The following is a 25,516-nucleotide window of genomic DNA, read 5'->3' as shown; positions in this document are numbered from 1 at the left end:
CATGCTAGAACAGTTACTTCCGCAAAGCAACAACAAATCGGTAACAGATTTTTGCCGCTTCTCCAAAGAATGGTATTCTTCCCTTTCAGACGAAGAAACCTGTCGAAAGGTTACCGTTTTTCGAAGGTTTTTTCGAAAGGCGCGAAAAAAATCCGCTTCCGGAACGGTTCCGGAAGCGGATGCGCGGCAGGGGAGTTGTTATACGGCGGCTTCCCGCTTGGCGGCAAGGCGCTGGAGCACCACCACGGCCACTACAACAGCCAGGCCGATGACGTCGGTCAAGGTACCGGGGATCATCATGCTCAGGCCGCCGGCCACCAGAGCCAGGCGGAACAGGAAATTGATGGGGCGATACAGGAAGCCGTTCAGTGCGGCAGCCACGCCGAACAGACCGATGAGGGCACTGAGGACGATCTGTACCACCTGGAAGGGATTCTCCACGTTCACCAGCAGCATGGCCGGGTTCATGGCGAAGATATACGGCACGATGAAGGCGGCAATGGCCAGCTTCGTGGCGTTGAAGGCCGTTTTCATAGGCGGCGCCTTGGCGATGGCGCTGCCGGCGTAAGCCGCCAGGGCCACGGGGGGCGTGATGTCCGCCACGATGCCGAAGTAGAACACAAAGAAGTGTGCGGCCATGGCGGGGACGCCGATCTGGGGATTCATGAGGATGGGGGCGCAGGTGGCGGCCATGATGCAGTAGTTGGCGGTGGTGGGCACGCCCATGCCCAGCACGATGCAGCACAGCATAGTCAAAACCAAGGCGATCATGGTATGGCCGCCGGAGACAGAGACGATGGCGGTGATGAGCTTGGAGGCAAGGCCGGTGACGGTGATGCAGCCGGCCACGATGCCGGCCATGGCGCAGGCCACGGCCACGGTGATGGTGCCCTTGCCGCCGGCCTCCAGGGCGTCGATGATCTTGGTGGGGGTGATGCGGTCATCCTTGTTGATGGCACCCACCAGGATGGCCACCAGAATGGCCACAGCGGCGGAGAACTGCATGGTCTTCATATTGGTAGATACCAGCACCACCAGCACCACCAGGGGCGCCAGCAGGTAGATCTTCTTCATAAGGACGCGGAGCTTGGGCAGCTGGTCCTTGGGAATGCCCTTCAAGCCCAGCTTTCGGGCCTCCAGGTGAACGGCGATATAAATGCCGGTGAAGTACAGCACGGCGGGCAGAATGGCGGTGACAGCCACGGTGGCGTAGCTGACGCCCATGTACTCCGCCATGAGGAAGGCGGCGGCACCCATGATGGGGGGCATGATCTGGCCGCCGGTGGAGGCGGCGGCCTCCACGGCGCCGGCGAATTCCGCCTTGTAGCCGGTTTTCTTCATCATGGGGATGGTGACGGAGCCGGTGGTGACGGTGTTGCCCACAGAGGAGCCGGACACCATGCCGCACAGGGCGGAGGAGATGACCGCCACCTTGGCGGGGCCGCCGGCGGAGGCGCCGGCCACGGAGTTTGCAAGGTCGATGAAGAACTGGGCGATGCCGGTGCGCTCCAGGAAGGCACCGAAGATGATGAACACCACGATGTACTTGGCGCAGACGTTGATGGGGGTGTTCATGACGCCGGAGGTGGTGTAGAACAGGTTATAGATGGCGATGCGGGGCTGGACCTGGGTAAAGGTATACACCAGCAGGGCCCCCACCACGCACAAAATGGGCAGGCCCACGCTGCGGCGGCACAGTTCGATGAGGGCCAGGATGCCCACCACGCCCACCGCCAGCAGGAAGGGGTCCTTGGCCGCCCGCAGAGACAGCTTGATGATCCGCTCGGCGTTGAAGGCGTAATACAAAAAGGCTCCGGAGCCCAGCACCATGATGACAATATCGTACCAGGGTATGTGGTTCACCCGGACGGTGCCCTTGCGCAGGGGGAAGTTCAAATAGCCCATGATAAGGATGGACGCCAAAAACACGGACAGCCGGAACTCCGGCAGGGCCGTGGAGAACAGCGTCACATAAATGCTGTACAGGGAGAAGGCCACCATGATCCAGCGGACCACCTCTTTGGGCACTCCCTCCCACACGCGGGTATTGGACTCCCGGTCATACTTCTTCATGACCTGCTCCACATCGGCGGCGGTGCCAACGGCGCCGTCGTCCGCGGGGGCGGTATTCACGGGAGCCTTTGTCTCTTTCTTCCAAAAGCTCATGCAGTTTCCTCTCTTCCTAACAGGTATTTCCTCACGAAACGCATGACTCCCCGCCGCCTTGGGCGCGGACTCATCCGTCTCGTAAAACCGACAAGGGACTGCGGTGGGCGCTGCCCACCGCACAGCTCTTCGAGCTGTGTAAGCTTTTCAAGTCTGAAAAGCTTTGATTACAAACGAAAGACACCCCTCCTGGGTTTCTTTCGTAACTATCTTCCTTCCCGTTATCAAACGGTTTCTATGCTTTTACCACCCTGCCAAAAACCGACAAGGGACTGCGGTGGGCGCTGCCCACCGCAGTCTCCTTGAGACACTCGCGGTTTCTGAACGGGATCTGAACGCGGTTTTACTTGGTGGGAACCGTGATACCCTGCTCGGCGAAGTACTTGGCAGCGCCGGGATGATAGGGCACGGAGGTGACGGAGGTGGCAAAGCCCAGGTCCAGCTCGCCGCCCTTGGCATGCACGGCAGTGATGGCGTCAATGTTGTCGAACACGCCGGCGCAGAAGTTGTACACATCGTCCTCGGAGACATCGTCACGGGCGATGACCACGGCGCCCACAGCCACGGTGGTGGTGTCGGACTCCAGGCCGTAGGTCTCGGCGGGGATGACATACTTGCTGTAATAGGGGGACTGGGCCAGCAGCGCGTCGATGTGCTCATCGTCCAGGCTCACCAGGTAGGTGGGCTTGGCGCTGGACAGCTCGGTGATGGCGGTGGTGGGCGCGCCGGCAACCACGAAAGCAGCGTCGATCTTGCCGTCCTTCAGCGCCTCGGCGCTGTCACCGAAGCCCTGATAGGTGGGGTTGATGTCCTTTTCGATGTCCAGGCCATAGGCGCCCAGCACGTCCACAGCGTTATAGAACACGCCGGAACCGGAGTCACCCACAGAGACATTCTTGCCCTTCAGGTCGGCCACGGTCTTGATGCTGGGATCGCAGGTGACGATCTGGACCTGCTCCATGTACAGGGCGGCCACAGTGGAGAAGCAATCCACCTTGCCAAAATCAGCAAACAGGTTGGTGCCCTCATAGGCATAGCTCATCACGTCGGACTGGACCAGGCCCAGCTGGGCGCCGTCCATATCCATCAGCTCGATGTTGCCCTGGGAGCCCTTGCCCTCCACAGCGGTGACCTTGGTGCCGGTGGAGCTGGAGACCTGGCCGGCCAGAACGGAGCCGAAGGCGTAATAGGTGCCGGAAGAGCCGCCGGTGGTGAAGGTCAGCTCGCTGCCGGTAGCGGCGGGCGCCTCAGCGGGGGCCTCGGTAGCGGTCTGGGCGGGAGCCTCTTCCTTCTTCCCGCCGCAGGCGGTGAGAACGCTGGCCAACATCAAAGTGGCCATGAGCAAAGACAGAAACTTTTTCATCTCTCAAATCCTCTTTCCATTTAAAGTGCGGGTCTTGCAGTACTTGCTGCATATAATACCCCAACCGCCGTCATTTTTCAAGAGCTTTTTTCGCTTTTTATGCATTTTTCTGCAAGTCTCCATTTGCCATCTTGCAAATTATTGACCGTTCTGCATTTTTTTGACAGATTTCCGTCAAGTGGCGTCAAGTTGTACAAACATCCGCCAGCGGCGGACACCCATCTTTGTCTGTTTTTTTAGGAGAAACAGCAGGGTCCGCCGTTCCCGGCGGACCCTGTTTGTGAAAGTTCACAATTCACTTTAATGTGATGAGGAGTTGGCCTCCTTTGACAGTCTCCCCTTCGCGGACCAAAACGCTTTCCACCGTTCCCGCCATACGGGCAGTCACAGCTGTCTCCATTTTCATGGCCTCGATGGTCAGCAGGGTCTGGTTCTTTTCCACCCGGTCGCCGGCCTTGACAGACACCCTGCTCACAGCGCCGGGGATGGAGGCGCCGATCTGGCTCTTGTCCTCCGGGTCCGCCATGGGCACCTTGACGATGTTCTTCTGGGCCTTCTCGTCCGGCACCTTCACATCCCGGCGGATGCCGTTGAGCTCAAAGGTGACGGTCCGCATGCCCTCTTCGTCCACCTCGCCCAGACCCAGGTACTTGATGACCAGCGTCTTGCCGTCGGCGATATTGACCTTGTTGGTTTCGCCCACCGCCAGGCCGTGGAAGAATACGTGGCTGCCCAGCCGCATGATATAGCCGTACTCCTTCTGGTTTTTCACATACTCCTCCACTACCTTGGGATACAGGCAGTAGCTGAGGACGGCCCGCCAGGAGGGGTCCGGGTCAAAGGCGGCCATTTCCCGCTTCTTGGCCTCAAAGTCCACCGGCTCCAGCAGCTCGCCGGGGCGGCAGGTAATGGGCTCCTTCCCCTTGAGGACCACCTTTTGCAGCTCCTCCGGGAAGCCGCCCTGGGGCTGGCCCATCATGCCGGAGAAGTAGGTGACGGCACTGTCCGGGAAGGCCAGGCCCTCGCCCTTTTCCACAATGGTCTCAGGGGTCAAGTCGTTCTGGGTCATGAAGATGGCAAGGTCCCCCACCATCTTGCTGGAGGGCGTCACCTTGATGATGTCGCCCAGCATGTCGTTGACCTTGCGGTAATTCTCCTTGACCTCCTGGAAGCGGCTGCCCAAGCCCAGGGATTCCACCTGGGGCCTGAGGTTCGTGTACTGGCCGCCGGGGATCTCGTAGCGGTAAATATCCGTGGCGGGGCATTTGATGCCGCTCTCAAAGGAATCATACCGCTTGCGGACATCCTCCCAGTAATCGGTGAGGTACTGCAGCCGGCCCAGGTCCAGGCCGGTATCCCGCTCCGTGCCCTGGAGGGCCGCCACCACCGCGTTCATGGAGGGCTGGCTGGTGAGAGAGGCCATGGAGGAGATGGCGCAGTCCACCACGTCCACGCCGGCCTCGGCGGCGCAGAGGTAGGTGGCCACCTGGTTGCCGGAGGTGTCGTGGGTGTGGAGCTGGATGGGCAGGCCCACCTCCTGCTTCAAAGTGGAGATGAGCTTTTTGGCGGCATAGGGCTTCAGCACGCCGGACATGTCCTTGATGCACAGCATGTGGGCGCCCCGGTGCTCCAGCTCCTTGGCCAGCTTCACGTAATACGCCAGGGGGTATTTGTCCCGCTTGGGGTCCAGGATGTCGCCGGTGTAGCAGATGGTGGCCTGGCAGATCTTATCCTGCTTGAGCACCTCGTCCATGGCCACCTCCATGCCCGGCAGCCAGTTCAAGGAGTCGAACACCCGGAACACGTCGATGCCGGACCGGGCGGCCTCCTTGATGAACTCCCGGATGACGTTGTCGGGGTAGTTGGTGTAGCCCACTGCGTTGGCGCCCCGGAGAAGCATCTGCAAAAGCAGGTTGGGTGCCTTTTGCCGAATGAGGTCCAGCCGCTCCCAGGGAGACTCGTGGAGGAAGCGGTAGGCCACGTCGAAGGTGGCGCCGCCCCAGCATTCCAGGGAAAAGGCGTCGGAGAGGATCTCAGAGGTGCCCTCCATGCCCTTGACGATGTCCCGGGTGCGGACCCGGGTGGCAAGCAGGGACTGGTGGGCATCCCGGGTGGTGGTATCGCAGATGAGCAGCTTCTTCTGGTCCTTCACCCAGTCGCACACGGCCTTGGGGCCCTTGGCGTCCAGCAGCTGCTTGAGGCCGTCGGGACGGTTCCCCGTGACCGGCGGGAAGCGGGGCGCATCGTAAAACTTGTGCTCTCCCTGCTCCTTCACCACGATGTTGCCGATGTATTTGAGCATCTTGGTGGCCCGGTCCTGGCTCTCGCTCATCTGGAACAGCTCCGGGGTCTCGTCGATGAACTTCGTGTGGCACTTGCCGGCGATGAAGGCGGGATTTTTCAAGATATTTGTGACAAAGGCGATGTTGGTCTTGACGCCCCGGACATGGACCTCGTTGATGGCGCGGCTGGCCTTGCGGCACACGCCCTCGAAGGTGTTGTCCCAGGTGGTGATCTTCACCAGCAGGGAGTCATAGTAGGGGGAGATGACGGCGCCGGTATAGGCGTTGCCGCCGTCCAGCCGGACGCCGAAGCCGCCGGAGGAGCGGTAGGCGGTGATCTTGCCGGTGTCGGGGGCGAAATTGTTGGCAGGGTCCTCCGTGGTGACCCGGCACTGGATGGCATAGCCGCTGCGGTGGACGGAGTCCTGGCCGGAGATGCCGATCCGGGGGTCGCTGAGGGGCTTGCCCTCCGCGATGAGGATCTGGGAGCGCACCAGGTCGATGCCCGTCACCATCTCCGTGACGGTGTGCTCCACCTGGATACGGGGATTCATCTCGATGAAATAGTGGTGCCCATCCCTGTCCACCAGGAACTCCAGGGTGCCGGCGTTCACATAGCCCACGTGCTTGGCGATCTTCACCGCGTCGGCGCACAGGGCCTCCCGCACCGTCGGGTCCACGGAGAAGGCGGGGGCAAACTCCACCACCTTCTGGTAGCGGCGCTGGAGGGAGCAGTCCCGCTCGTACAGGTGGACCACGTTGCCGAATTCATCGCCCAGCACCTGGACCTCGATGTGCTTGGGCTCCACCAGGAATTTCTCCATGAAAATGTCATCGTTGCCGAAGGCCTTTTTGGCCTCCGCCTTCACCAGGTCGAAGTTGACGCCCACTTCCTCCACGGTGTCGCACCGGCGCATACCCCGTCCGCCGCCGCCGGCGGCAGCCTTTAAAATAACGGGAAAGCCGAACTCCATGGCCAGCTTCTGGGCGGCCTGGCGGCTCTCCAGCGGCTTGGCAGTGCCGGGCGTGGTGGGCACGCCGCACTCCAGGGCCATCTGCTTGGCGGAGAGCTTGTCGCCCATCATGTCCAGCACCCGGGAGCTGGGTCCGATGAACTGGATGCCGGCCTCCTCGCAGGCCCGGGCAAAGTCGCCGTTTTCAGACAGGAAACCATAGCCGGGGTGGATGGCGTCGGCGCCGTGCTTTTTGGCCAGTTGGATGATGCGGGGAATGTTCAAATAGGCCCCCAGGGGGCTTTCGTTTTCGCCGATGAGATAGGATTCATCCGCAGCCGTACGGAACAGGCTGTATGTATCCTCGTTGGAATAAATGGCGATGGTCTGCAGCCCCAGGTCATGGCAGGCCCGGAAAACACGCATGGCGATCTCGCCGCGGTTGGCTACCAGCACCTTCTTAAAGCTTCGGCTCATGATGCTTCCTCCTTCTTCCGCCAATTGGCGGATTTGTACCGTTCGCTTCAGTATAATCCTCTCCCGCCGCCGGTTGCAACGGTATCCTGCCTGCTGTGTGCATTTTCGGAGAAGCCGCAGAAATTTCCGGCAAGCCGGGAAGCAGGTTTGTTCATTTCAGCAGGACATATGTCCCCTATAAGCGCTCACGATATGGGACAAAAAAGCGCCGCGCCCGGCTGGGCGCGGCGCTTTTGCCGCGTAGCTCTCTTACTTGTTCGCCTTGGTATCCACCAGCTCCTTCAGCTGGGCCATAAAGGCGTCGATCTCCATGACGCCCAGGTCGCCGTCGGCCCGGTGCCGGACGGAGACGGTGCCGGACTCGGCCTCCTTGTCGCCGATGACCAGCATGTAGGGGACCTTCTCCAGCTGGGCCTCGCGGATCTTTTTGCCGATTTTCTCGTTGCGGTGGTCCACCTCAACGCGGTAGCCGGCGGCATCCAGCTTGGCGGCAACCTGGTCGGCATATTCGGCGGCGCGGTCGGTGATGGGCAGCAGTTTCACCTGGACAGGGCTCAGCCAGGTGGGGAAGGCGCCGGCATAGTGCTCGGTGATGACGCCAATGAACCGCTCAATGGAGCCAAGCACCACACGATGGATCATGACGGGGCGGTGCTTTTGACCGTCTTCGCCCACATACTCCAGCTCGAAGCGCTCGGGCATCTGCATATCCAGCTGGATCGTACCACACTGCCAGGTCCGGCCCAGGGAATCCGCCAGATGGAAGTCCAGCTTGGGACCATAGAAGGCGCCGTCGCCCTCGTTGACCTCAAAGTCCTTGCCCACTTCCATAACAGCTTCCTTCAGCGTCTCCGTGGCGAAATCCCAGTCCTTCACGTCGCCGATATGGTCCTCGGGCATGGTGCTCAGTTCGATCTTATAGCTGAGACCAAAGACGGAATAGACCTCATCGAACAGCTTCATGACATTTTTGATCTCGTCCTTCATCTGACCCCAGGTCATGAAAATGTGGGCATCGTCCTGGGTGAAGCAGCGGACGCGGAACAGTCCGTGAAGGGCACCGGAGAGCTCGTGGCGGTGGACCAGGCCCAGCTCACCCACCCGCAGGGGCAGGTCGCGGTAGGAATGGGGTTCGCTGGCGTAGACCAGCATGCCGCCGGGGCAGTTCATGGGCTTCACGGCATAGTCCTCACCGTCGATGACGGTGGTGTACATATTGTCCTTGTAGTGATCCCAGTGGCCGCTGCGGTGCCACAGCTCTTGGTTCAGGATAATGGGAGTGGAGATCTCCACATAGCCGTAGCGCTTATGCACCTGGCGCCAGTAGTCGATCAGAGTGTTCCGCAGCACCATGCCCTTGGGCAGAAAGAAGGGGAAACCGGGGCCCTCATCGCACAGCATGAACAGGCCCAGCTCCTTGCCCAGCTTCCGGTGATCCCGGCGCTTGGCCTCCTCAATGCGCTCCAGATACGCGTCCAGCTCCTCCTTCTTGGGGAAGGCGATGCCGTAGATGCGCTGCAGGGTCTCCCGGTTGGAGTCGCCCCGCCAGTAAGCGGCGTTGCAGGCGGTCAGCTTGATGCCGTTGCCCTTGATGCGGCCGGTGGAGTCCAGGTGGGGACCGGCGCACAGGTCGGTGAACTCGCCCTGCTTGTAGAAGGAGATGGTGGCGTCCTCAGGCAGGTCGTTGATGAGCTCCACCTTGTAGGGCTCGCCCTTTTCCTCCATGAACTGGATGGCCTCGGCGCGGGGCAGCTCGAACCGCTCCAGCTTCAGCTTCTCCTTGCAGATCTTCCGCATCTCGCCCTCGATCTTCTCCATGATCTCGGGGGTGAAGGGGAAGGGAGAGTCCATATCGTAGTAGAAGCCTTCCTCGATGGAGGGGCCGATGGCCAGCTTCACCTCGGGGTACAGGCGCTTGACGGCCTGGGCCAGCACGTGGGAGCAGGTGTGCCAATAGGTGCGGCGGTATTCTTCGTTTTCAAACGTGTACAGGTTTTCCTCAGACATGATCTTGTTCCTCCTTATGGTGAGGGGTGAAAAAAATAAGAATCTCACCCCTGGTAATCAGGGGTGAGATACGAAAACGTATTCCACGGTTCCACCCTGCTTGCATCCCAAAGGGATGCCGCTCGTGTCCTCTGTAACGGGAGGTCCCGTCCCAGCCTACATATCGGTGGGCGGCTCCAAGGCGGTGACTGGCTCCGGTTCCGGCAAGAGCCGCTTGCAGCCTCTGGCAGCTCCTCTCTGGTGTCCTTCCCGGGCAGCGTCCTTTTCAACGCTTTTTCAAATTGGTAGTTACTATACCACGATGATTTGTCCTTGTCAAGAGCACAATCCCGTTATCCTTTTAATTTTAAGGGTGGCTTTTGGGGGGAACGGCTGGTTTTGTGAAAAAGAAGCCGCTTCAGCGGCCCGATGACCCGGGGGCCGTCAGCACCCTTTCTGTTTCCGCGATATCCCGTTCGATCAACGGCCGCATACTGTCCTTGTATTTTGACAGGTCGGCGCGGCGCAGGGACGAGAGTATCGTTGGGATATACTGCGGCTTTGCCTGCCCCACCTGTACGAGAGCCTGGATGCACTGCCGGGCTGTGATGGGCTTTTCATCCGTGATATGTGCGAGAAAATCCGGAAGGATCAAGTCGAAACGGTTTTCCTCGTCCCACCGGGCATTCGCCGCGAGGATATGCAGCGCCCGGTTTCTCACCAGCGATTTGGGATCGTCAAGCAGCGAGGCAAACACATCAAGGTACGCATACCACGTGTCTGTTTCCCGGCTTTCCGATATGATCTGATCGGCAAACGCGCAGGCGCACTTGTCGTCTTTTGAAGTCAGCCTTGCTATGATCGCCTCTGTCATCGCTTTTCACCTCCAGCTTCCGGTCCCGGCGGTAAAATTCATCCCAAATCCCGGTGGTCCAGGGCCGCCAGGCCGAACCGGGCCGCCCGGGCGATACTCTCCCGCTCCGCCTCGTCCGCGGCGCTGTCCAGCTTTTGCCGCAGGGACCGCAGAAACAGGCCCCGGAGGGAGTCCTCCTCCGCACGGCGCCACACATCCTCCGCCAGGCGGGTGTTGTCCCGGACCTCCAGGGCGTAAAACCGCTCCGCCAGGGCTGTCCGGATGGCCCCGGCGTCTCCGCCGCCCTCGCCGGTCTCTCCGGTGAGGACCACCCGGTACAGATCCCCCTCCGTCCCCTGCTTGGGCAGTGCTTCCTCCACGGCGGCCAGGGGAGACTTTCCGGTGACATCCACCGTCACCACCTCGTAGCGGTGCCGGGCGAAGGGCACAAAGGTCAAGGACACGGCACCGCTGTCAGAGACGGTGCCCTCGTAAAACCCCTTCTCCCCCAGCTCGTCAAAGCCCCGCCCCTCCGGGCAGCCGGGCCAGGCGCACAGGGTAGGGCCATACTGCTTTTGCCCCCGCTTGTGGATGTGGCCCAGAGCCAGGTAGGCAAGGCCGCTGGCGGCGATCTCCTCGCCGCCCAGGGGGTCGTAGCGGTCCTCCGCCGCCTCCGCCTCTCCGTGGAGCAGGCCCAGGTGGACCCGTCCGTCCGCCGGGGCGTGAAAGCCCGCCAGCAGGCTGCTGCCCTGCTCCGGTCCCGTAAAGGCGGCACCGTGGACCACGGCGTTCCACCGGGGCAGCTCCACCGACATCATGGTGTTCTTGCGGAAAACGCAGACATTCTCCGGCCAGCGCACCGACTCCCACACGCCGCCCCTTACAAAGGGGTCGTGGTTGCCGGGGGCGATGCACACCGGCACCTCCATCCGCTCCAGGGCCCGGGCCAGCTGCTCTCCGGTGTCCCGGAACGCGCCAGCGCCGTCAAACAGGTCCCCCGCCAGCAGCACCAGGTCCACGCCGTTTTCCCGGACATAGTCCGCCAGGCGGGCCAGCATCTGCCGGCTCTCCCGCCGCCGGTGGGCCGCCTGCTCCGCCGGCAGGGCGCCGAAGGGGCTGTCCAGATGAAAGTCCGCCCCATGGATGAATTTGAACATCACCAGTCCTCCGTCACTGTCCGCTCCGGCAAGGCGCTCTCCTCACGCCTCTTCCCGCCAGCCCTTGCACACGTCCACCCATTCCACGAAGTTAGAGGAGTACTTCTCCAGCTCGTCGCAGGTCATCTCAATGGCGCTGTTGCTGCTGCCGGCGGCAGGGAATACGGTACTGAACCGCCGCAAGGACACGTCCAGGTACACCTTCACATTCTCCGGCAGGGCAAAGGAGCACACGCCGCCCACGTCGTGTCCGATGAGCTCGTGGGCCTCCTCATGGGTGAGCATCTTGGCCTTGGTATGGAAATACTTCTTGTAGGCGCTGTTGTCCACCTTGGCATCGCCGGCCACCACGATGATGATGGGCTGGTCATCCACCTTGAAGCTGAGGCTCTTGGCGATGCGGGCCCCCTCCACGCCAACGGCAATGGCCGCCAGGTCCACAGTGGCGGAGGAGACGTCAAACTCCCGGATGCGGTCGGCAATGCCGAACTGTTCAAAATACGCTCTGACTTTCTGGATAGACATGATTGGTTCCTTCTCTCTATAAATAAATGGCTTTATCGGATGTCGACGCGCTCCACGGCGGTGCACAGGCCCGTGGCGCTGTCCAGGGTGAACACGGCTCCCTGCAGCTTGCAGGGCCCCTCCGCCGCCCTGTACCGGCCCGGCAGGCCCCCCAGGAAGCTCTCCACCGACTGCCGCGGCTCAATGCCCAGGACAGATTCAATGGGCCCGGTCATCCCCAGGTCCGTCAAATAGCCGGTGCCCTTGGGATATACCCCCTCGTCAGCGGTGGGCACGTGGGTATGAGTGCCCCACAGGGCGGACACCCGGCCGTCCAGGTAATAGCCCAGGGCCAGCTTTTCGCTGGTGGCCTCCGCGTGGAAGTCCACCAGGGTGAAGTCCGCATCCCCCTCCTTCAGCAGGCGGTCCGCCGTGGTAAAGGGGTCCGCCGCCTTCCAGTCCAGGTCGCAGCGGCCGATGAGGTTCACCACCCGCACCCGGGCGCCGCCCAGGTCAAAAATGCCGCAGCCACGGCCGGGGGCCCGGCCGGAGTAGTTGGCAGGGCGCAGCAGCCAGGGGGTGTCCTCCAGCATGGTTCTGATCTGCATTTTGCCGAAGGTGTGGTTCCCCAAGGTGACGGCATCGGCGCCGGCGTCATAGATGCGCCAAGCCTGCTCCTCCGTCAGCCCCACACCGGAGGCGTTTTCGCCGTTTACCACGGTAAAGGCAATGTTTTTCAGCTTTTTCAGTGGGCGCAGGTTTTTTTCCAGGTGTTTGAGTCCCGGCTCGCCCACCACGTCCCCCACCGCTAAAATGTGGTATTCCATGGGTCCTCCTTTATTCCTCCAGGCCCACCAGAGCGTACAGCTCCGAAAGGTCCGTGATGACATAGTCCGCCGCCGTCTCCCCGGGCGCAGCGGAAAACAGGCAGGTGTCTGCCCCAGCCCGCTTTCCCGCCAGGATGTCCAGCTCCCGGTCCCCCACCGCCAGGGTCCTGCGGGGGTCCAGGCCGTGCGTTTCCATCAAGTACAGATTCCCCGCCGGGTCCGGCTTCCGGGCAAAAGCGGTGCCGGCGGATGTGACCTCCGTGAAATACGCGGTCAGCCCCGCCCCGGCCAGGTAGTCATGAACGGAGCCGCTGCGGTGGGTAAAGACAAAATTCCGCCCTCCCGCCGCCTGGAACCGGGCCAGAAAATCCGGCACGCCGGGGAAAGGATACGCCGTGGGCTGGCCGTGCTCCGTCACCCAGGCCCGGTAGACCCTGTCCACTTCCTCGGCGGTCATGCCGGTCCTTTCGGCGCAGTACGCCAGCACCGCGCCCCGGGAGACGGTGAAGCGCTCCAGCAGCTCCGCCTCCGTAAAGGAAAAGCCCAGGCCCTCCATGGTGCGGCGCAAATCCCGGCACATGGCCGGGTAGGTGTCAAACAGGGTCCCGTCAAAGTCCCAGATGATGCTGTCGTAGCGCATAGGCGTCCTCCCGTTTCGTTTCGATCGTGCATTAGTATAGCAAACCCACCGGGATTTGCAAAGGATTCCCGAAAAATTCGCGGTATCTGTTGCCTTTCCCTCCGTGACTGCTTATAATAGGTTTATCATAAATAAGCATTTCTAATCACTGGAGGGATCTCAATGGCAGTCAAGCTGGAATTATACCGTGTGTTCAAGGAGGTGGCCGAGACCGGCAACATCTCCGTGGCCGCTAAAAACCTCTATATCTCCCAATCGGCGGTGAGCCAGTCCATCAAGCAGCTGGAAACCGCCCTCCAGGCCCGGCTCTTCGCCCGCAGCCCAAGAGGCGTCACCCTCACCGGAGAGGGGCAGATGCTCTACCAGTACGTCCGCAGCGCCCTGGGGCTCATTGCCACCGGGGAGGACAAGCTCTCCCAGGCCCAGCAGCTGCTGCTGGGCACCCTGGTCATCGGCGCCAGCGACACCGTCACCAGCTGGTTTCTGACCCCCTATCTGGACGAGTTCCACCGCCAGCACCCCGGCATCCGGCTGAAGATCGTCAGCGGCCGCAGCGCCAAGGTGCTGAGCCTGCTGAAATCCGGCGCGGTGGACATCGCCTTCGCCTCCTCCCCCGCCGACAGCGCCGTGGACAGCTGGCCCTGCTTTGCCACCCACTCCGTGTTCGTGGCCGGCAGCCAGTATCCCTGCGACTTCGACCACGCCCATACCCGCCAGGAGATCGCGGACTTCCCCCTCATCCTGCTGGAGCGGAAGGCCAGCAGCCGGGTGTTTTTGGAGCAGGAGTTTTTGAAAAGCGGTGTAACATTGACTCCGGAGATCGAGCTCTCCTCCCGGCAGCTGCTGGTGTCCCTGGCCCGCATCGGCCTGGGGGTGGCGGGGGTGACGCTGGAATTTGTCCAGGACGCCCTGGACGCCGGGGACATCCGCCTTTTGAAAACAGACTTCACCATTCCCGCCCGCAGCGTGGACATGTGCACCCTCCGGGACGTGGCACCCACGGCGGCGGCCACCGCCTTTATGGAGATGGTGCGCCAGGGCGCCGGCGCGTAAGGAGGCACCGTGGAAACATTTATTCTCATTTTAGAGCTGGTGGGCACCATGGCCTTTTCCGCCTCCGGCGCCATGACCGGCATCCGCAAGAACATGGACATCTTCGGCGTGTGCATCCTGGGCCTCACCACCGCCGTGGGCGGCGGCGTCATCCGGGATGTCATTCTGGGCAACACCCCGCCCGCCACTTTTCGGAATCCCATCTACGCCGCTGTGGCCCTGGCGGCGGCGCTGGTGCTGTTCCTCTCCCGGGTGCGCCGCCTGTTGATGCACAACACTGTCCTGTTTGACAGGGCCATGTTCTGGATGGACACGGCGGGCCTTGCCATCTTTACCGTAGTGGCCATCCGCACGGCTTACACCCTCGTGCCCCAGGCCACGGTGTTTCTGCTGGCGTTCGTGGGCGTGGTCACTGGCGTGGGCGGCGGGGTCCTGCGGGACATGATGGCCGGAGACACGCCCTATATCTTCGTCAAGCACGTTTACGCCAGCGCCTCTTTGGCGGGAGCCCTGGTTTGCGCCCTGGCGTGGCGCCCTCTGGGAGAGATGACCGCCATGCTGCTGGGCGGCAGCCTGGTAGTCCTCATCCGGGGCCTTTCCGCCCACTACCGCTGGAACCTTCCCCGGGCCCACGATTAAAAAAAGAGGCTGCTTTCGCAGTCTCTTTTTTCACAGGTCCTCAATGCGCGTTTTGTCCACCTCGCTCCGCCGGCGGAACTTCTCCCGGCAGGCAAAGTAGATGACCAGCAGCACCGCCGTGGGGATGTTGCCCAAAATCAGCGACGCCAGGATGGGTCCCCAGGGGATGCCGCCCTCGTAGGCCGTGACGCTGCACACCATCACCAGGGAATAGAGGAACGTCAGCATCGGCAGCAGCAGCCCCGGCCACCGATTTTCCCGTCTGGAGAGAAAAACCTGCAAGACCGGCACGCCCACCAGCAGCACCAGCATCAAAATGATCGCTTTGTTTGCGAGCAGCATTTCACGGCTCCTCCTTTGTCTTTCGGTATTCTGTAATGAGCAGCTTGGCCGTGTCAAAGTCCAGCTTATCGTCCACCGCCAGGCGCTTCACCAGCGACACGTAGGGGTCCGCCTCCACGGTCTCGCTGAGCTTGATCTTCTGAATGAGCCGGTCCAGCCGCAGCCGCACTGTGGGGTAGCTGACGCCGTACTGCGCCGCCACCTCCTTCAGCGAGCCGGAGGCCAGCACGAATTTTTTGATGAAGGCCAGGTCCTCGCCCTCCAGCTCCGCCATCCAGCCGGGAATCGCCGTCATATGCCCACGCCCCCCTTCATAAAATTAATATAAACTTTAATTTTATGAAAGTCAAGTTTTGTTTTTTCTTCAAAAAAATGAAGCCATTCCAGATGGAAAGGCTTCATTTTCTCTCATTCCGCCGCCAGCGTGTCCCGGATGGCGCTGTCGAAGTAAGCCACGGGATTCTGGGCCTTACCGTCCTGGCGGACCTCAAAGTGGAGGTGGGGGCCGGTGGCCATGCCCGTTGCGCCCACGGCGGCCACTGTTTCTCCCGCCTTCACGGTGTCGCCTGTTTTCACCCCGACGCTGAGACAGTGGGCGTACACGGTGGTCAAACCGTTCCCGTGGTCCAAAACCAGGTAGTTGCCCCGCTCCCGGTCATATTCCACTTCAGTGACCGTGCCGTCCGCCGCCGCCAGGACATCGGCGCCCTGGCCGGCAAGAATGTCGATGCCGTTGTGGGCCTTGCCGTTGATGAGGCCGTAGGGATAGCTGAGACTGACGGTGCGGCTGTCCCGGACCGGCCATTGGAGCCAGCATCCATCCATCCAGGCAGCGTACAGGCCAGTGGTATCCGCCTGCTCGTCTCCCGCCACCCCCGGGACCAGCGTCACAGTTCCGTCCTCATTTTGAAACGCCCGCAGCCGCTCCCTGGTTAGGCGGTAGCTCCCTGTTTTCTCCGTTCCGTCGGAGAAAACAGCGGTCACTTGCAGCTCCGCGCCGTCAAAAAGCGCCGTTCCTTCCCGAAGCTCCTCCGGCGCTATCCAGAGCCCATAGCTGACCGACTGGTCATAAGGCTCCCGTACGCTGCTCCCCAGGGACTCCATCTCCCCCGTGCCATTCAAGCGGTATAAGCCCCCCCGGTCGACGGACAGTTCCACCGTCTGAATATTACCACCGCTGATTTGAAAACGGTAGCTGGTGAAAATGCCCTGCTCCATGGTCTCCCTGTCCAGCACTGTATATACGACTTCTTTGCCCTTTGAACCGGCAAGCGCCAGCCCGCCGTTTGCGTTGGGCATGACGGTCTCTCCCGTCTCGGCGGCATAGGCCGTCAGACAAAAGGCGTAGTCCAGCGCCGCTCCCGGCGCGGCTCCCTCCCGGGGCACCAGGCGCACGCTGCCCAGCACCAGCGCCAGGGCGCAGGCGGCACACACCGCGCCCCGCAGCGCCGGGCGCCAGCTCCTTTTCGCCGCCGGCTCCGTGTTCCGCTGCTGGGCCGCCAGCAGCACCCTGGCCTCCAATTCCCGGGGAACAGAAATATCCTCCATCAGCTTGCGGTAGTCATTCATCTTCGTTACCTCCCAACAGGTCTTTCAGTTTCAGCCTTGCCCGGCGGAGCCGGGTGCGGACCGTGGCGGCGGGGATGTTCAGTAGCGCGGCGATCTCCTCCGTGGAATACCCCTCGGCGTAGTGCAGGTGCACCACGGTCCTGAGCTTCTCCGGCAGACGGGCCACCGCGTCCCACAGTTCCGCATCCCTTTCATCCGCGCTCTGAGCCATCTCCGGGATGTCCTCCAGCGCCAGCACCGGACGCCGCAGGCGGAAGCGGTGAAGGTCAGCGCAGCGGTTCATGGCTGAGCGCAGCAGCCATGCCTTCAGCCGCTCTCCGTCCCAGCGCTCCGCCTCCTGGTCCAAAAGGCGCAAAAATACGTCCTGGTATACATCCTCAGCATCCGGCACCGACTGGGTCCGGCACAGGGCCAGCCGGTACACGGCGCCGCCGTAGTCAGCCATGGCATTGCACAGGAAGCCTTCAGTCATGCAATGTCTCCTTTCTTTTGCATAAAAGCGCTTTCACTCATAACACGCCCACCGGGAGTGAAATGTTTCCTGGGCGAAATGTTATGTTATCGAAATATTCGATAGCGGACCCCCGAAAAAGTCAATAATCCCTGTTGGGAAACGACCTTGTACCATCAAATGATTTCATTTAAAATAAAAGTAAGCACATCAGAACGCCAACGGGAAAGGAACGTGCATCTCTATGAAAGACATGAAAAACATCTGCAAAATTGCTGTGATCCAGGCCGCGCCTGTCATGTTTGACAAGAACGCCTGCGTGGAAAAGGCCGTGTCCCTCATCCGCGAAGCAGCGGCCCATCAAGCCGAGCTCATTGTATTCCCGGAGCTGTTCATCCCCTGTTATCCCTACGGCATGACCTTCGGCTTTACCGTCGGCAGCCGCACCGCCGACGGCCGCAAAGACTGGAAGCGCTATTACGACAACTCCATCCTGGCTCCCGGCCCGGAGACGGATCGTCTTGGCCAGGCCGCCAAAGAGGCCGGAGCCTGGGTCAGCATCGGTGTTTCCGAACGTGACCCCCTTTCCGCCACGCTGTACAACACCAATTTGGTATTCTCTCCCGACGGTGCTCTCGCCACTGTCCACCGCAAGCTGAAACCCACCGGCGCCGAACGGGTGGTGTGGGGCGATGCGGACAAAGACTACTTCCCCATTGCGCAGACGCCCTGGGGCCCCATGGGCAGTATGATCTGCTGGGAAAGCTATATGCCGCTGGCCCGGGTTGCCCTGTACAAAAAGGGCGTGACCCTGTATCTCTCTCCCAACACCAACGACAACGAGGAGTGGCAGGCCACCATCCGCCATATTGCCATTGAAGGCCACTGCTACTTCATCAACTGCGACATGTATTTCACCCGGGATATGTACCCCGAGGACCTCCACTGCCCGGAAGAGATTGCCCGCCTGAACGACATCGTCTGCCGGGGAGGCAGCTGCGTGGTGGACCCCTACGGCCACTACGTGACCGAGCCGGTGTGGGACCGGGAGGCCATCATTTACGCGGACCTGGATATGGAGCAGGTTCCCGCCAGCCGCATGGAATTCGACGCCTGCGGTCACTATTCCCGGCCGGACGTTTTGGAGCTGACCATCCATGATTAATACAAAAAAGGGGCGGACGCATGGCGTCCGCCCTCCTTTTTACGTTTCTTTGATGCCGTAGATCTCAAACCTGCCGATGAGATTCTGGACCGTCAGTTTCTGGGCCAGCAGCTGCTGGTAGGTAACGCCTCTGTTCTTCCCGGCGGCGCGGAGCTTGTCCATGTCGGCGAGCACCTTGTCCCGCTCTTTCAACAAATCGGCGTACATGCGGTCATAGGCCGCCAAACGCTCCAGATCAGACATTAAAGCGGAAGTAGATCATGTCGCCGTCCTGGACGACGTACTCCTTGCCCTCGCTGCGCAGGAGGCCCTTTTCCTTGGCGGCGTTGACGCTGCCGCACTTCATCATATCGTCATAGGCGATGACCTCCGCCCGGATGAAGCCCCGCTCGATGTCCGTGTGGATCTTGCCGGCGGCCTTGGGCGCCTTGGTGCCCTTCTTGATGGTCCAGGCCCGGCACTCGTCCTTGCCGTAGGTCAAGAAGGAGATGAGGCCCAGCAGGGAATAGGAGCACTTGATGAGCCGGTCCAGGCCAGATTCCTGCACACCCAGCTCCTCCAGGAACATCTGCTTCTCCTCGCCCTCCAGCTCGGCGATGTCCTGCTCCATGCGGGCGCAGATGGGCAGCACCTGGGCACCCTCCTTCTCCGCCAGAGCCTTCACCTGCTGGTAATACTGGTTGTGCTCCAGGTCGGTGAAGCCGTCCTCGTCGGTATTGGCGGCGTAGATGATGGGCTTGAGGCTCAAAAGGTCAGAAGTGGCGATGAGGGCCATGTCGTCCTCGCTGCACTCGTAGGTCCGGGCGGACTTGCCGGCGTTCAGATGCTCCGCCAGGGCCTTGAACACCTCCACCTCGTGGAGGAACTTCTTATCGCCCTTGGCGGCCTTGGCGGCCTTCTCGATGCGGCGGTTCACCATTTCCAGGTCCGCCATGATGAGCTCCAGGTCGATGGTCTCAATGTCCCCCAGGGGGTCCACCGGCACGTTGGTGCCGGCGTCCGCCACCACGTGCATGATGTTCTCGTCGTCAAAGCAGCGGACCACGTGGACGATGGCGTCGGTCTCCCGGATGTTGGCCAGGAACTTGTTGCCCAGGCCCGCACCCTGGCTGGCGCCCTTCACCAGGCCCGCGATGTCCACGAACTCGATGACGGCGGGGGTCTTTTTGTCCGGCTCGTACATCTCCGCCAGCTTGTCCAGCCGCTCATCGGGGACGGCTACCATGCCCACGTTGGGGTCGATGGTGCAGAAGGGATAGTTTGCGCTCTCGGCGCCGGCGTTGGTGATAGCGTTGAACAGAGTGCTCTTGCCCACGTTGGGCAGACCCACGATACCTAATTTCATAAAAGCAAAATCTCCTTTGCCGTATTTTCGACATAGTATTGTACCAGACCCCGGTGGAAAGTGCAAGGAATTTCCGCCGTTTCCCTGTTCCGCAGAAAAAAGCCGCCCGTTTGGGCGGCTTTTTTGCGTGTTCTTTACGCGCCGAAGGGCGTGGTGTCCCGCACCAGGGGCACGTCCGGACGGGCGGCGGCCACAGCGTCCAGCAACACGTCCGCCTGCTTCTGCTTTTCAAACATGAACTCCTGGTAAAACTCCCCGTCGTAAAACAGGCGGACCCGCACCACCGGCAGCTGCTTGCCGCAGCAGCCCGTGACGCTGAGGGCGGAGTTTTTGCTGATGACCCGGTCCACCGCCGCGTAGGGCAGGTATTTGGTGCCCGGAAACGCGGGGAAATAGGCGGCCTGGGCCCCTACCCGGTACTGCGCCACCCGCCGGGCGGCACGGTAATCGCTCTCCGCTCCCTCCAGCGAGCAGGCGGCGGACTGTGACTTCATTTCAAACAGCGGCATTTTGTGGACCTCCTTTAATTGATTTTTGCTTATCTTACCAGATTCTTTCAAAATTTTCCCGTTGCAAATGCTACTTTTTTAAAAAAAGTCCCCGGCTGTCGGCCGGGGACCTGCACGGTTTATTCCATGGGAGCGCCGCACTGGGGGCAGAACTTACTGTCGGACTCGGCGCCGCAGATGGGGCACTTCTTACCGGCGGGCGCTTCCTCCTCGGGAGCGGGCGCCTCCTCCTTGACGGGCTTGCTGGCTTCCAGCTCGGCGATCTTGGCCTTGCCGGCGGCGACAGCCTCCACCAGGTCACGGACCGCGTCGGGGATCTCGCCCTCGTACTCGTTGACGAACCACTCGCCGATGGTACGGTAATTCTTGTCGATCTCCTTCTGCTCGCCGGCGATGGCAACGCTGATCTTCGTCAGTTCGGCGGCGTCCTTCGCCTTGTCCGCGGCCAGGTTGGCCACATCCTTTGCCTTCTTGGTCAGTTCATCAAAAAAAGCCATATTGAAAAACTCCTTTCGTTTCATCGCGCAGGTGGAATTCCGTTTCCTTCCAATTTGTCTGGTTGTGGTCAGTATACCCCACTTTCCGGGAAAGCGCAATAAATTTCAATAGATGTTTACAGTTCGTTTTCAATCCATCCGCAGGCGCGGGACACCGCCCGCCGCCATTGTGCGTAATCGGCGTCACAGGCCGCCGCGTCCCGCTGGGGACGGAACACGAACTGGCTGCGGCGGAGGGCTTCCAGCTCCTCCGTGCCGCTCCAGACACCGGCTGCCAGCCCCGCCAGGGCCGCGGCGCCGAAGGCGGTGGTCTCCACCTGGGCGGGCCGGTCCACTGGCAGCCGCAGCAGGTCCGCCTGGGTCTGCATCATGATGTCGCTGACAGAGGCGCCGCCGTCCACCCGCAACGTGGTGATGGGACAGGGGGCGTCCTCGTTCATGGCCCGGACCAGGTCCGTCACTTGATAGGCGATGGAGTCCAGCACCGCCCGGGCGACATGGGCTTTTGTGGAACCCCGGGTCAGCCCCAGAATGGCGCCCCGGGCGTACATGTCCCAATAGGGGGCGCCCAGGCCCGTGAAGGCCGGCACCACGATGACGCCGCCGGAGGAGGGCACGCTCTCCGCCAGCCGGTCACACTCCGGGGCGCTTTGGATGAGGCCCAGCTCGTCCCGCAGCCACTGGATGGCGCTGCCGGCGTTGAACACACTGCCCTCCAGGGCGTAGGTGGTCCGCCCCTCCAGGCACCAGCCCACGGAGGTCACCAGTCCGTGGCTGGACCGCACCGGTTCGCCTCCCACGTTCATGAGGGTGAAGCAGCCGGTGCCGTATGTATTTTTCGCCTGGCCGGGCTGGAAGCAGGCCTGACCGAACAGGGCCGCCGGCTGGTCGCCGGCGCTGCCGCAGATGGGAATGCCCGCCAGGGCCTCCAGCCCCGGGATGCCGGGAGCCACCGTGCCGTACACCTGGCTGTTGGGGCAGGGTGTGGGCAGCAGGGACATGGGAATGTCCAGTGCATCGCACAGCTCCCGGTCCCACCGGAGGGTATGGATGTTGAAGAGCATAGTCCGGGATGCGTTGGAGTAGTCTGTCACATGGACCTTTCCGCCGGTGAGGTTCCAGATGAGCCAGCTGTCCACGGTGCCTGCCCGCAGTTCTCCGCTCTCCGCCCGGCGGCGGACGCCGGGGATGTTGTCCAGCAGCCAGCGGATCTTCGTGCCGGAGAAATAGGCATCGATCAAAAGGCCTGTTTTCTCCGTCACCGCCTGTCCCAGCCCCTCCGCCTTCAGCCGGTCGCAGAGGGCGGCGGTGCGGCGGCACTGCCAGACAATGGCGTTGTGGACCGGCTCGCCGGTCCGGGCGTCCCACAAAATAGTGGTCTCCCGCTGGTTGGTGATGCCGATGGCAGCGATCTTCTTGGGGTCGATGTGGGCGGTATCCACCGCCTCCGCCAGGGCCCGCTTTTCCGTGGCCCAGATCTCCAGGGGATCGTGTTCCACCCAGCCGGGCTGGGGATAGATCTGGTGGAAGGGATGCTGGGCCCGGGAGACGATATTCCCCGCCCGGTCAAACAGGATGGCACGGGAGCTGGTGGTGCCCTGGTCCAGGGCGATCACATAGGGTTCCATAGGACACTTCCCTTTCTGTATTTCGCTGACGCACTTTTTTCTGGTATTCTGGCGCCGGGTATGGTATGATGTGCTCATTGTAAGACAGGGATAACAGATCATTGCTATTATTATATCACACGGAGGCGCGGTTTTCTATGGTGCGCAGCGAATTCACTTTTCCCTCCGCCGACGGCAGAACTTCCATCCACGCGGTGGAGTGGCTGCCGGACGGCCCGGTGCGGGCGGTTTTGCAGATCTCCCACGGCGTGGCGGAGTACATACTCCGATACGAGCCCTTCGCCGCCTACCTGACGGAGCGGGGCTTCGCCGTGGTGGGACACGACCACCTGGGCCACGGCGCCTCCGTGGCGGAGGGTGCTCCCCGGCTGTACTTCGGCCCCAGGGGAAGCTGGGACTGGGTGGTGGAGGACCTGTACACCCGCCGGTGCCTGGCGGGCAAACGCTTCCCGGGCGTGCCCTATTTCCTGCTGGGCCACTCCATGGGCTCCTTCCTGGCCCGCGCCTACCTCATCCGCTACCCCGGCACCGTGGACGGCGCCGTCATTATGGGCACAGGCCATATGACCTCCGCCTTTGTGGCCGCCGGGCGGCTGTTTGTCGGGCGGGAGATCCGCAGAGTCGGGGAGACCCGCCCCAGTGACGCCGTGACAAAGCTCTCCTTCGGCACCTACAACCGCGCCTTCGCCCCCAACCGCACCGCCTTTGACTGGGTCAGCGCCGACAGAGCCAATGTGGACGCTTACATAGCAGACCCCCTGTGCGGAGGCAATCCCTCCATGGGCCTGTTTCGGGAGATGCTCTCCGGCATCGCCTTCATGACCCGTCCGGAGAACCTCCGGAAAATGAACGCCAACACCCCCATCTTCTTCGTCTCCGGCTCCATGGACCCGGTGGGCGAGTTCGGCCGGGGTGTCCGGCGGGCCTGCCGCAGCTTTCAAAAGGCGGGGATGCGGGAGGTATCCATAAAGCTCTATCCCGGCCTGCGCCACGAGATTTTAAACGAAGCGTGCCGGAAGGCGGTGTACGCGGACGTGTGCCGCTGGCTGGAGCGGCATATTCCCGCGGCGGCCGCCGTGTAAGCTCACAGGGCGTCCACATCGCCGGTCACCTGCAAAAACCGGAGAGAACACACGGCGTCCGCCGTGAACACCAGCAGCAGCCCGTAGGTGACAAGGGGCGGCACCCGGGCCAGAAGCGGCACCAGCACCCCCTCCGCCCAGGGAAGTCCCGCCGCCAACAGCAGCCCCCAGATAACGGAAAAGGGCAGGCACACCCTGCCCCGGAGGTTTCCGGGCAGGGCGCTGTAGTCCCAGAACCGCACGCCTGCCGCCCATTCATACAGCCAGTGGACGGCGTATTCCACAGCGGTGGCGGCCATGCCGCCCCAAAAGGCCAGGCGCCAGAAGCCATTTGTAAGCTCCGCCGGCAGCGCCAGCACCGCCAGCACCGCAAGACCGTACACCGGGCACAGCGGCAGCAGCAAAAAACACTTGCGCTTTTGATGGGGGGAAGCAGTGGCCGCCGCGAAGGCCTTCTCCAGAAGATACCCCAGAAAGCTATACAGCCAAAAGCGCCAGAGCGCCATACCCATCATCCCCCTGCCGCCAGTTTCCCCACTTTTCCCTTCTTCATTCCGCATTGCGCCCGGGGCCGTTTCGTGGTATACTGGCCGTGAAACATCCAGGAGGTGAGCGCATGCCGGACAATTGGGAAGCTTTGGAGCACGCATGCACGCAGTGCCGCGCCTGCGGTCTGGCGGACACCCGGACCCATGTGGTGTTCGGCGTGGGAAACCGGGAGGCCGAGATCCTTTTGGTGGGCGAGGGCCCCGGCCAGCACGAGGATGAGCAGGGCGTCCCCTTCGTGGGCCGTGCCGGCCAACTGCTGGACGACATGCTGGAGATCATCGGCCTGGACCGCACCAAGGTCTATATCGCCAACATCGTCAAGTGCCGCCCGCCCAACAACCGTGACCCTCTGAATGTGGAGCAGGACGCCTGCATCGGCTGGCTCCGGCGGCAGACGGCGCTGCTGCGTCCCAAGGTCATCGTCTGCCTGGGCCGCATCGCCGCCAAGGTCATCATCAAGGAGGACTTCCGCATCACCTCCGAGCATGGCCAGTGGTTCCAGCGAAACGGCGTGCAGATGACCGCCATCTACCACCCCTCCGCCCTGCTGCGGGACGTATCCAAGCGGCCGGAGACCTTTGAGGACCTCAAATCCATCCAGGCCAAGGTGCGGGAGCTGTGCACCCATACGGAAATTTGATGTGCGCCGGGAGGGCAGCCCTCCCGGCGTTCTTTTTGGGAATTGTTAACCTTGTTTATTTTAACGGTTGACAATTCGGCTGTATCCGTGTATGCTCATGGGCAACGAGTACAAGGAGGCATTGCACATGACATCTTCCGCCAATACCGCCGCGTCCCGGTTCCGGACGCTGGATCTTGCCTACATCGCGCTGTTCGCCGTACTGATGGCGGTGTGCGCCTGGATCACCGTTCCCCTGCCAAAGCCCCTGGTGCAGTTCACCATGCAGACCTTCGCCATGTTCATGGCCCTGCTGGTCCTGGGCGGACGGCGGGGGCTGTACGCCATGGTGGTCTACCTGCTGCTGGGCGCCGTGGGCATGCCGGTATTTTCCGGCTTCCGGGGCGGAATGGGCGTCCTGCTGGACACCACCGGCGGCTATATCATCGGCTTTGTGGCCGCCGCGCTGGTATATTGGCTGGTAACGGCCAGGTTGGGGGAATCCCTGCCGGTTTCCGCCGCCGCCTGCGTGCTGGGCCTTGCGGTGTGCTACGCCTTCGGAACCGCCTGGTTTTTGGTGGTCTACGCCAGAAATGTGGGGCCCGTGGGCCTGACCACCGCTCTGGGCTGGTGCGTGTTCCCCTACATCGTTCCCGACCTCGTCAAGCTGGCCCTGGCGGCGGTGCTGAGCCGCCGGGTGAAAAAATTTTTGAAATGAAAACATTCCCCGGCCATCTGGCCGGGGAATGTCAGCCTGTCGAGAAACCCCGGTTGTGCATTAGGCAGCAACCGGGGTTTCAGCGCAAATTCGGGGAAATAGAATTGAGAACAGGAAATGGACAGAGTCATTCCATTTCCGC

The 25,516-nt window shown here is 61.9% G+C and carries 25 protein-coding genes; 6 read left to right on the top strand and 19 right to left on the bottom strand.

Going from position 1 to position 25,516, the window contains the following annotated elements:
- Positions 1-198 precede the first annotated feature (198 nt).
- The 9 genes from ACTQ4R_RS10635 to ACTQ4R_RS10595 form a co-directional block, all read right to left on the bottom strand.
- Entirely contained in the window at positions 199-2,166 is a 1,968-nt protein-coding gene (locus ACTQ4R_RS10635) for a TRAP transporter permease (RefSeq protein WP_441628500.1), read from the bottom strand.
- A gap of 343 nt (positions 2,167-2,509) precedes the next feature.
- Complete coding sequence (locus ACTQ4R_RS10630; RefSeq protein WP_441628498.1) at positions 2,510-3,529, bottom strand: TAXI family TRAP transporter solute-binding subunit; 1,020 nt, start codon at positions 3,527-3,529, stop codon at positions 2,510-2,512.
- Between the two features lie 295 nt (positions 3,530-3,824).
- A complete protein-coding gene (locus ACTQ4R_RS10625; RefSeq protein ID WP_441628496.1) occupies positions 3,825-7,241 on the bottom strand; it encodes a pyruvate carboxylase in 3,417 nt (1,138 codons plus the stop codon).
- 249 nt (positions 7,242-7,490) lie between these two features.
- Complete coding sequence (gene thrS, locus ACTQ4R_RS10620; RefSeq protein ID WP_441628494.1) at positions 7,491-9,248, bottom strand: threonine--tRNA ligase; 1,758 nt, start codon at positions 9,246-9,248, stop codon at positions 7,491-7,493.
- Between the two features lie 397 nt (positions 9,249-9,645).
- Positions 9,646-10,101: a SufBD protein gene (locus ACTQ4R_RS10615; RefSeq protein WP_441628492.1), complete on the bottom strand. Its 456-nt coding sequence runs from the start codon at positions 10,099-10,101 to the stop codon at positions 9,646-9,648.
- 38 nt (positions 10,102-10,139) lie between these two features.
- Positions 10,140-11,237: a metallophosphoesterase family protein gene (locus ACTQ4R_RS10610; RefSeq protein WP_441628490.1), complete on the bottom strand. Its 1,098-nt coding sequence runs from the start codon at positions 11,235-11,237 to the stop codon at positions 10,140-10,142.
- Between the two features lie 42 nt (positions 11,238-11,279).
- Positions 11,280-11,762: a YbaK/EbsC family protein gene (locus ACTQ4R_RS10605; RefSeq protein ID WP_441628488.1), complete on the bottom strand. Its 483-nt coding sequence runs from the start codon at positions 11,760-11,762 to the stop codon at positions 11,280-11,282.
- Positions 11,763-11,794: 32 nt separating this feature from the next.
- Positions 11,795-12,568, bottom strand: coding sequence for a TIGR00282 family metallophosphoesterase (locus tag ACTQ4R_RS10600; RefSeq protein WP_441628486.1), 774 nt, complete (start codon positions 12,566-12,568; stop codon positions 11,795-11,797).
- A 10-nt stretch (positions 12,569-12,578) separates the two neighbouring features.
- On the bottom strand, positions 12,579-13,208 hold the full coding sequence (locus ACTQ4R_RS10595) for an HAD-IA family hydrolase (protein WP_441628484.1): 630 nt from the start codon (positions 13,206-13,208) through the stop codon (positions 12,579-12,581).
- A 162-nt stretch (positions 13,209-13,370) separates the two neighbouring features.
- Here ACTQ4R_RS10595 and ACTQ4R_RS10590 point away from each other — a divergent pair, with 162 nt between their 5' ends.
- Together ACTQ4R_RS10590 and ACTQ4R_RS10585 are read left to right on the top strand one after the other, a co-directional pair.
- Positions 13,371-14,261 carry a LysR family transcriptional regulator gene (locus tag ACTQ4R_RS10590; RefSeq protein ID WP_441628482.1) on the top strand — a complete coding sequence of 297 codons (891 nt, stop codon included), beginning with the start codon at positions 13,371-13,373 and terminating at the stop codon, positions 14,259-14,261.
- A gap of 9 nt (positions 14,262-14,270) precedes the next feature.
- The gene (locus ACTQ4R_RS10585) at positions 14,271-14,900 is read left to right on the top strand and encodes a trimeric intracellular cation channel family protein (RefSeq protein WP_441628480.1); all 630 of its coding nucleotides are present in this window, start codon (positions 14,271-14,273) and stop codon (positions 14,898-14,900) included.
- Positions 14,901-14,930: 30 nt separating this feature from the next.
- Here ACTQ4R_RS10585 and ACTQ4R_RS10580 read toward each other — a convergent pair whose 3' ends face one another.
- From ACTQ4R_RS10580 to ACTQ4R_RS10565, 4 genes are all read right to left on the bottom strand, one after another.
- On the bottom strand, positions 14,931-15,242 hold the full coding sequence (locus tag ACTQ4R_RS10580) for a hypothetical protein (protein ID WP_441628478.1): 312 nt from the start codon (positions 15,240-15,242) through the stop codon (positions 14,931-14,933).
- Position 15,243: 1 nt separating this feature from the next.
- On the bottom strand, positions 15,244-15,537 hold the full coding sequence (locus ACTQ4R_RS10575) for a DUF2089 family protein (protein WP_441628476.1): 294 nt from the start codon (positions 15,535-15,537) through the stop codon (positions 15,244-15,246).
- A 113-nt stretch (positions 15,538-15,650) separates the two neighbouring features.
- On the bottom strand, positions 15,651-16,811 hold the full coding sequence (locus tag ACTQ4R_RS10570; RefSeq protein WP_441628474.1) for a M23 family metallopeptidase: 1,161 nt from the start codon (positions 16,809-16,811) through the stop codon (positions 15,651-15,653).
- Positions 16,804-17,283 carry an RNA polymerase sigma factor gene (locus ACTQ4R_RS10565; protein ID WP_441628472.1) on the bottom strand — a complete coding sequence of 160 codons (480 nt, stop codon included), beginning with the start codon at positions 17,281-17,283 and terminating at the stop codon, positions 16,804-16,806. The genes ACTQ4R_RS10570 and ACTQ4R_RS10565 overlap by 8 nt, the downstream gene beginning before the upstream one ends.
- Before the next feature lie 223 nt (positions 17,284-17,506).
- On the opposite strand from ACTQ4R_RS10565, the gene ACTQ4R_RS10560 reads away from it, so the two are divergent.
- The gene (locus ACTQ4R_RS10560; RefSeq protein ID WP_441628470.1) at positions 17,507-18,427 is read left to right on the top strand and encodes a carbon-nitrogen hydrolase family protein; all 921 of its coding nucleotides are present in this window, start codon (positions 17,507-17,509) and stop codon (positions 18,425-18,427) included.
- 39 nt (positions 18,428-18,466) lie between these two features.
- Here ACTQ4R_RS10560 and ACTQ4R_RS10555 read toward each other — a convergent pair whose 3' ends face one another.
- The 5 genes from ACTQ4R_RS10555 to glpK all read right to left on the bottom strand — a co-directional run bounded on the left by ACTQ4R_RS10555 (position 18,467) and on the right by glpK (position 22,406).
- Positions 18,467-18,670: a hypothetical protein gene (locus ACTQ4R_RS10555; RefSeq protein ID WP_441628468.1), complete on the bottom strand. Its 204-nt coding sequence runs from the start codon at positions 18,668-18,670 to the stop codon at positions 18,467-18,469.
- Positions 18,663-19,772, bottom strand: coding sequence for a redox-regulated ATPase YchF (ychF, locus tag ACTQ4R_RS10550; protein WP_441628466.1), 1,110 nt, complete (start codon positions 19,770-19,772; stop codon positions 18,663-18,665). Before ychF ends, ACTQ4R_RS10555 begins: the two co-directional genes overlap by 8 nt.
- A gap of 134 nt (positions 19,773-19,906) precedes the next feature.
- Positions 19,907-20,281 carry a hypothetical protein gene (locus tag ACTQ4R_RS10545; RefSeq protein ID WP_441628464.1) on the bottom strand — a complete coding sequence of 125 codons (375 nt, stop codon included), beginning with the start codon at positions 20,279-20,281 and terminating at the stop codon, positions 19,907-19,909.
- 119 nt (positions 20,282-20,400) lie between these two features.
- Positions 20,401-20,778, bottom strand: a complete 378-nt coding sequence (locus ACTQ4R_RS10540) for a zinc ribbon domain-containing protein (protein WP_441628462.1) — start codon at positions 20,776-20,778, stop codon at positions 20,401-20,403.
- 116 nt (positions 20,779-20,894) lie between these two features.
- Positions 20,895-22,406 carry a glycerol kinase GlpK gene (glpK, locus tag ACTQ4R_RS10535; protein WP_441628460.1) on the bottom strand — a complete coding sequence of 504 codons (1,512 nt, stop codon included), beginning with the start codon at positions 22,404-22,406 and terminating at the stop codon, positions 20,895-20,897.
- A 137-nt stretch (positions 22,407-22,543) separates the two neighbouring features.
- Here glpK and ACTQ4R_RS10530 point away from each other — a divergent pair, with 137 nt between their 5' ends.
- Positions 22,544-23,488 (top strand): alpha/beta fold hydrolase, encoded by a 945-nt coding sequence (locus ACTQ4R_RS10530; protein WP_441628458.1) that lies wholly within the window; start codon positions 22,544-22,546, stop codon positions 23,486-23,488.
- A 2-nt stretch (positions 23,489-23,490) separates the two neighbouring features.
- On the opposite strand, the gene ACTQ4R_RS10525 is transcribed toward ACTQ4R_RS10530, so the two are convergent.
- Positions 23,491-24,003, bottom strand: a complete 513-nt coding sequence (locus ACTQ4R_RS10525) for a putative ABC transporter permease (protein ID WP_441628456.1) — start codon at positions 24,001-24,003, stop codon at positions 23,491-23,493.
- Between the two features lie 101 nt (positions 24,004-24,104).
- Here ACTQ4R_RS10525 and ACTQ4R_RS10520 point away from each other — a divergent pair, with 101 nt between their 5' ends.
- On the top strand, positions 24,105-24,677 hold the full coding sequence (locus ACTQ4R_RS10520) for a uracil-DNA glycosylase (protein WP_441628454.1): 573 nt from the start codon (positions 24,105-24,107) through the stop codon (positions 24,675-24,677).
- A gap of 127 nt (positions 24,678-24,804) precedes the next feature.
- Complete coding sequence (locus ACTQ4R_RS10515; protein ID WP_441628452.1) at positions 24,805-25,374, top strand: biotin transporter BioY; 570 nt, start codon at positions 24,805-24,807, stop codon at positions 25,372-25,374.
- Positions 25,375-25,516: the final 142 nt, after the last annotated feature.

The sequence above is a fragment of the Dysosmobacter sp. Sow4_B12 genome (genome assembly GCF_052116665.1).
In the GTDB taxonomy this organism is placed as follows: Bacteria; Bacillota; Clostridia; order Oscillospirales; family Oscillospiraceae; genus Oscillibacter.
This window is presented reverse-complemented; position numbering and strand designations above follow the sequence as displayed.

Excerpts from the sequence above, each read along its gene's own strand:
- ACTQ4R_RS10635 (WP_441628500.1), bottom strand. The coding sequence starts at position 2,166 with ATGAGCTTTTGGAAGAAAGAGACAAAGGCTCCCGTGAATACCGCCCCC.
- ACTQ4R_RS10630 (WP_441628498.1), bottom strand. The coding sequence starts at position 3,529 with ATGAAAAAGTTTCTGTCTTTGCTCATGGCCACTTTGATGTTGGCCAGC.
- ACTQ4R_RS10625 (WP_441628496.1), bottom strand. The coding sequence starts at position 7,241 with ATGAGCCGAAGCTTTAAGAAGGTGCTGGTAGCCAACCGCGGCGAGATC.
- thrS (WP_441628494.1), bottom strand. The coding sequence starts at position 9,248 with ATGTCTGAGGAAAACCTGTACACGTTTGAAAACGAAGAATACCGCCGC.
- ACTQ4R_RS10615 (WP_441628492.1), bottom strand. The coding sequence starts at position 10,101 with ATGACAGAGGCGATCATAGCAAGGCTGACTTCAAAAGACGACAAGTGC.
- ACTQ4R_RS10610 (WP_441628490.1), bottom strand. The coding sequence starts at position 11,237 with ATGTTCAAATTCATCCATGGGGCGGACTTTCATCTGGACAGCCCCTTC.
- ACTQ4R_RS10605 (WP_441628488.1), bottom strand. The coding sequence starts at position 11,762 with ATGTCTATCCAGAAAGTCAGAGCGTATTTTGAACAGTTCGGCATTGCC.
- ACTQ4R_RS10600 (WP_441628486.1), bottom strand. The coding sequence starts at position 12,568 with ATGGAATACCACATTTTAGCGGTGGGGGACGTGGTGGGCGAGCCGGGA.
- ACTQ4R_RS10595 (WP_441628484.1), bottom strand. The coding sequence starts at position 13,208 with ATGCGCTACGACAGCATCATCTGGGACTTTGACGGGACCCTGTTTGAC.
- ACTQ4R_RS10590 (WP_441628482.1), top strand. The coding sequence starts at position 13,371 with ATGGCAGTCAAGCTGGAATTATACCGTGTGTTCAAGGAGGTGGCCGAG.
- ACTQ4R_RS10580 (WP_441628478.1), bottom strand. The coding sequence starts at position 15,242 with ATGCTGCTCGCAAACAAAGCGATCATTTTGATGCTGGTGCTGCTGGTG.
- ACTQ4R_RS10575 (WP_441628476.1), bottom strand. The coding sequence starts at position 15,537 with ATGACGGCGATTCCCGGCTGGATGGCGGAGCTGGAGGGCGAGGACCTG.
- ACTQ4R_RS10570 (WP_441628474.1), bottom strand. The coding sequence starts at position 16,811 with ATGAATGACTACCGCAAGCTGATGGAGGATATTTCTGTTCCCCGGGAA.
- ACTQ4R_RS10565 (WP_441628472.1), bottom strand. The coding sequence starts at position 17,283 with ATGACTGAAGGCTTCCTGTGCAATGCCATGGCTGACTACGGCGGCGCC.
- ACTQ4R_RS10560 (WP_441628470.1), top strand. The coding sequence starts at position 17,507 with ATGAAAGACATGAAAAACATCTGCAAAATTGCTGTGATCCAGGCCGCG.
- ACTQ4R_RS10555 (WP_441628468.1), bottom strand. The coding sequence starts at position 18,670 with ATGTCTGATCTGGAGCGTTTGGCGGCCTATGACCGCATGTACGCCGAT.
- ychF (WP_441628466.1), bottom strand. The coding sequence starts at position 19,772 with ATGAAATTAGGTATCGTGGGTCTGCCCAACGTGGGCAAGAGCACTCTG.
- ACTQ4R_RS10545 (WP_441628464.1), bottom strand. The coding sequence starts at position 20,281 with ATGCCGCTGTTTGAAATGAAGTCACAGTCCGCCGCCTGCTCGCTGGAG.
- ACTQ4R_RS10540 (WP_441628462.1), bottom strand. The coding sequence starts at position 20,778 with ATGGCTTTTTTTGATGAACTGACCAAGAAGGCAAAGGATGTGGCCAAC.
- glpK (WP_441628460.1), bottom strand. The coding sequence starts at position 22,406 with ATGGAACCCTATGTGATCGCCCTGGACCAGGGCACCACCAGCTCCCGT.
- ACTQ4R_RS10530 (WP_441628458.1), top strand. The coding sequence starts at position 22,544 with ATGGTGCGCAGCGAATTCACTTTTCCCTCCGCCGACGGCAGAACTTCC.
- ACTQ4R_RS10525 (WP_441628456.1), bottom strand. The coding sequence starts at position 24,003 with ATGATGGGTATGGCGCTCTGGCGCTTTTGGCTGTATAGCTTTCTGGGG.
- ACTQ4R_RS10520 (WP_441628454.1), top strand. The coding sequence starts at position 24,105 with ATGCCGGACAATTGGGAAGCTTTGGAGCACGCATGCACGCAGTGCCGC.
- ACTQ4R_RS10515 (WP_441628452.1), top strand. The coding sequence starts at position 24,805 with ATGACATCTTCCGCCAATACCGCCGCGTCCCGGTTCCGGACGCTGGAT.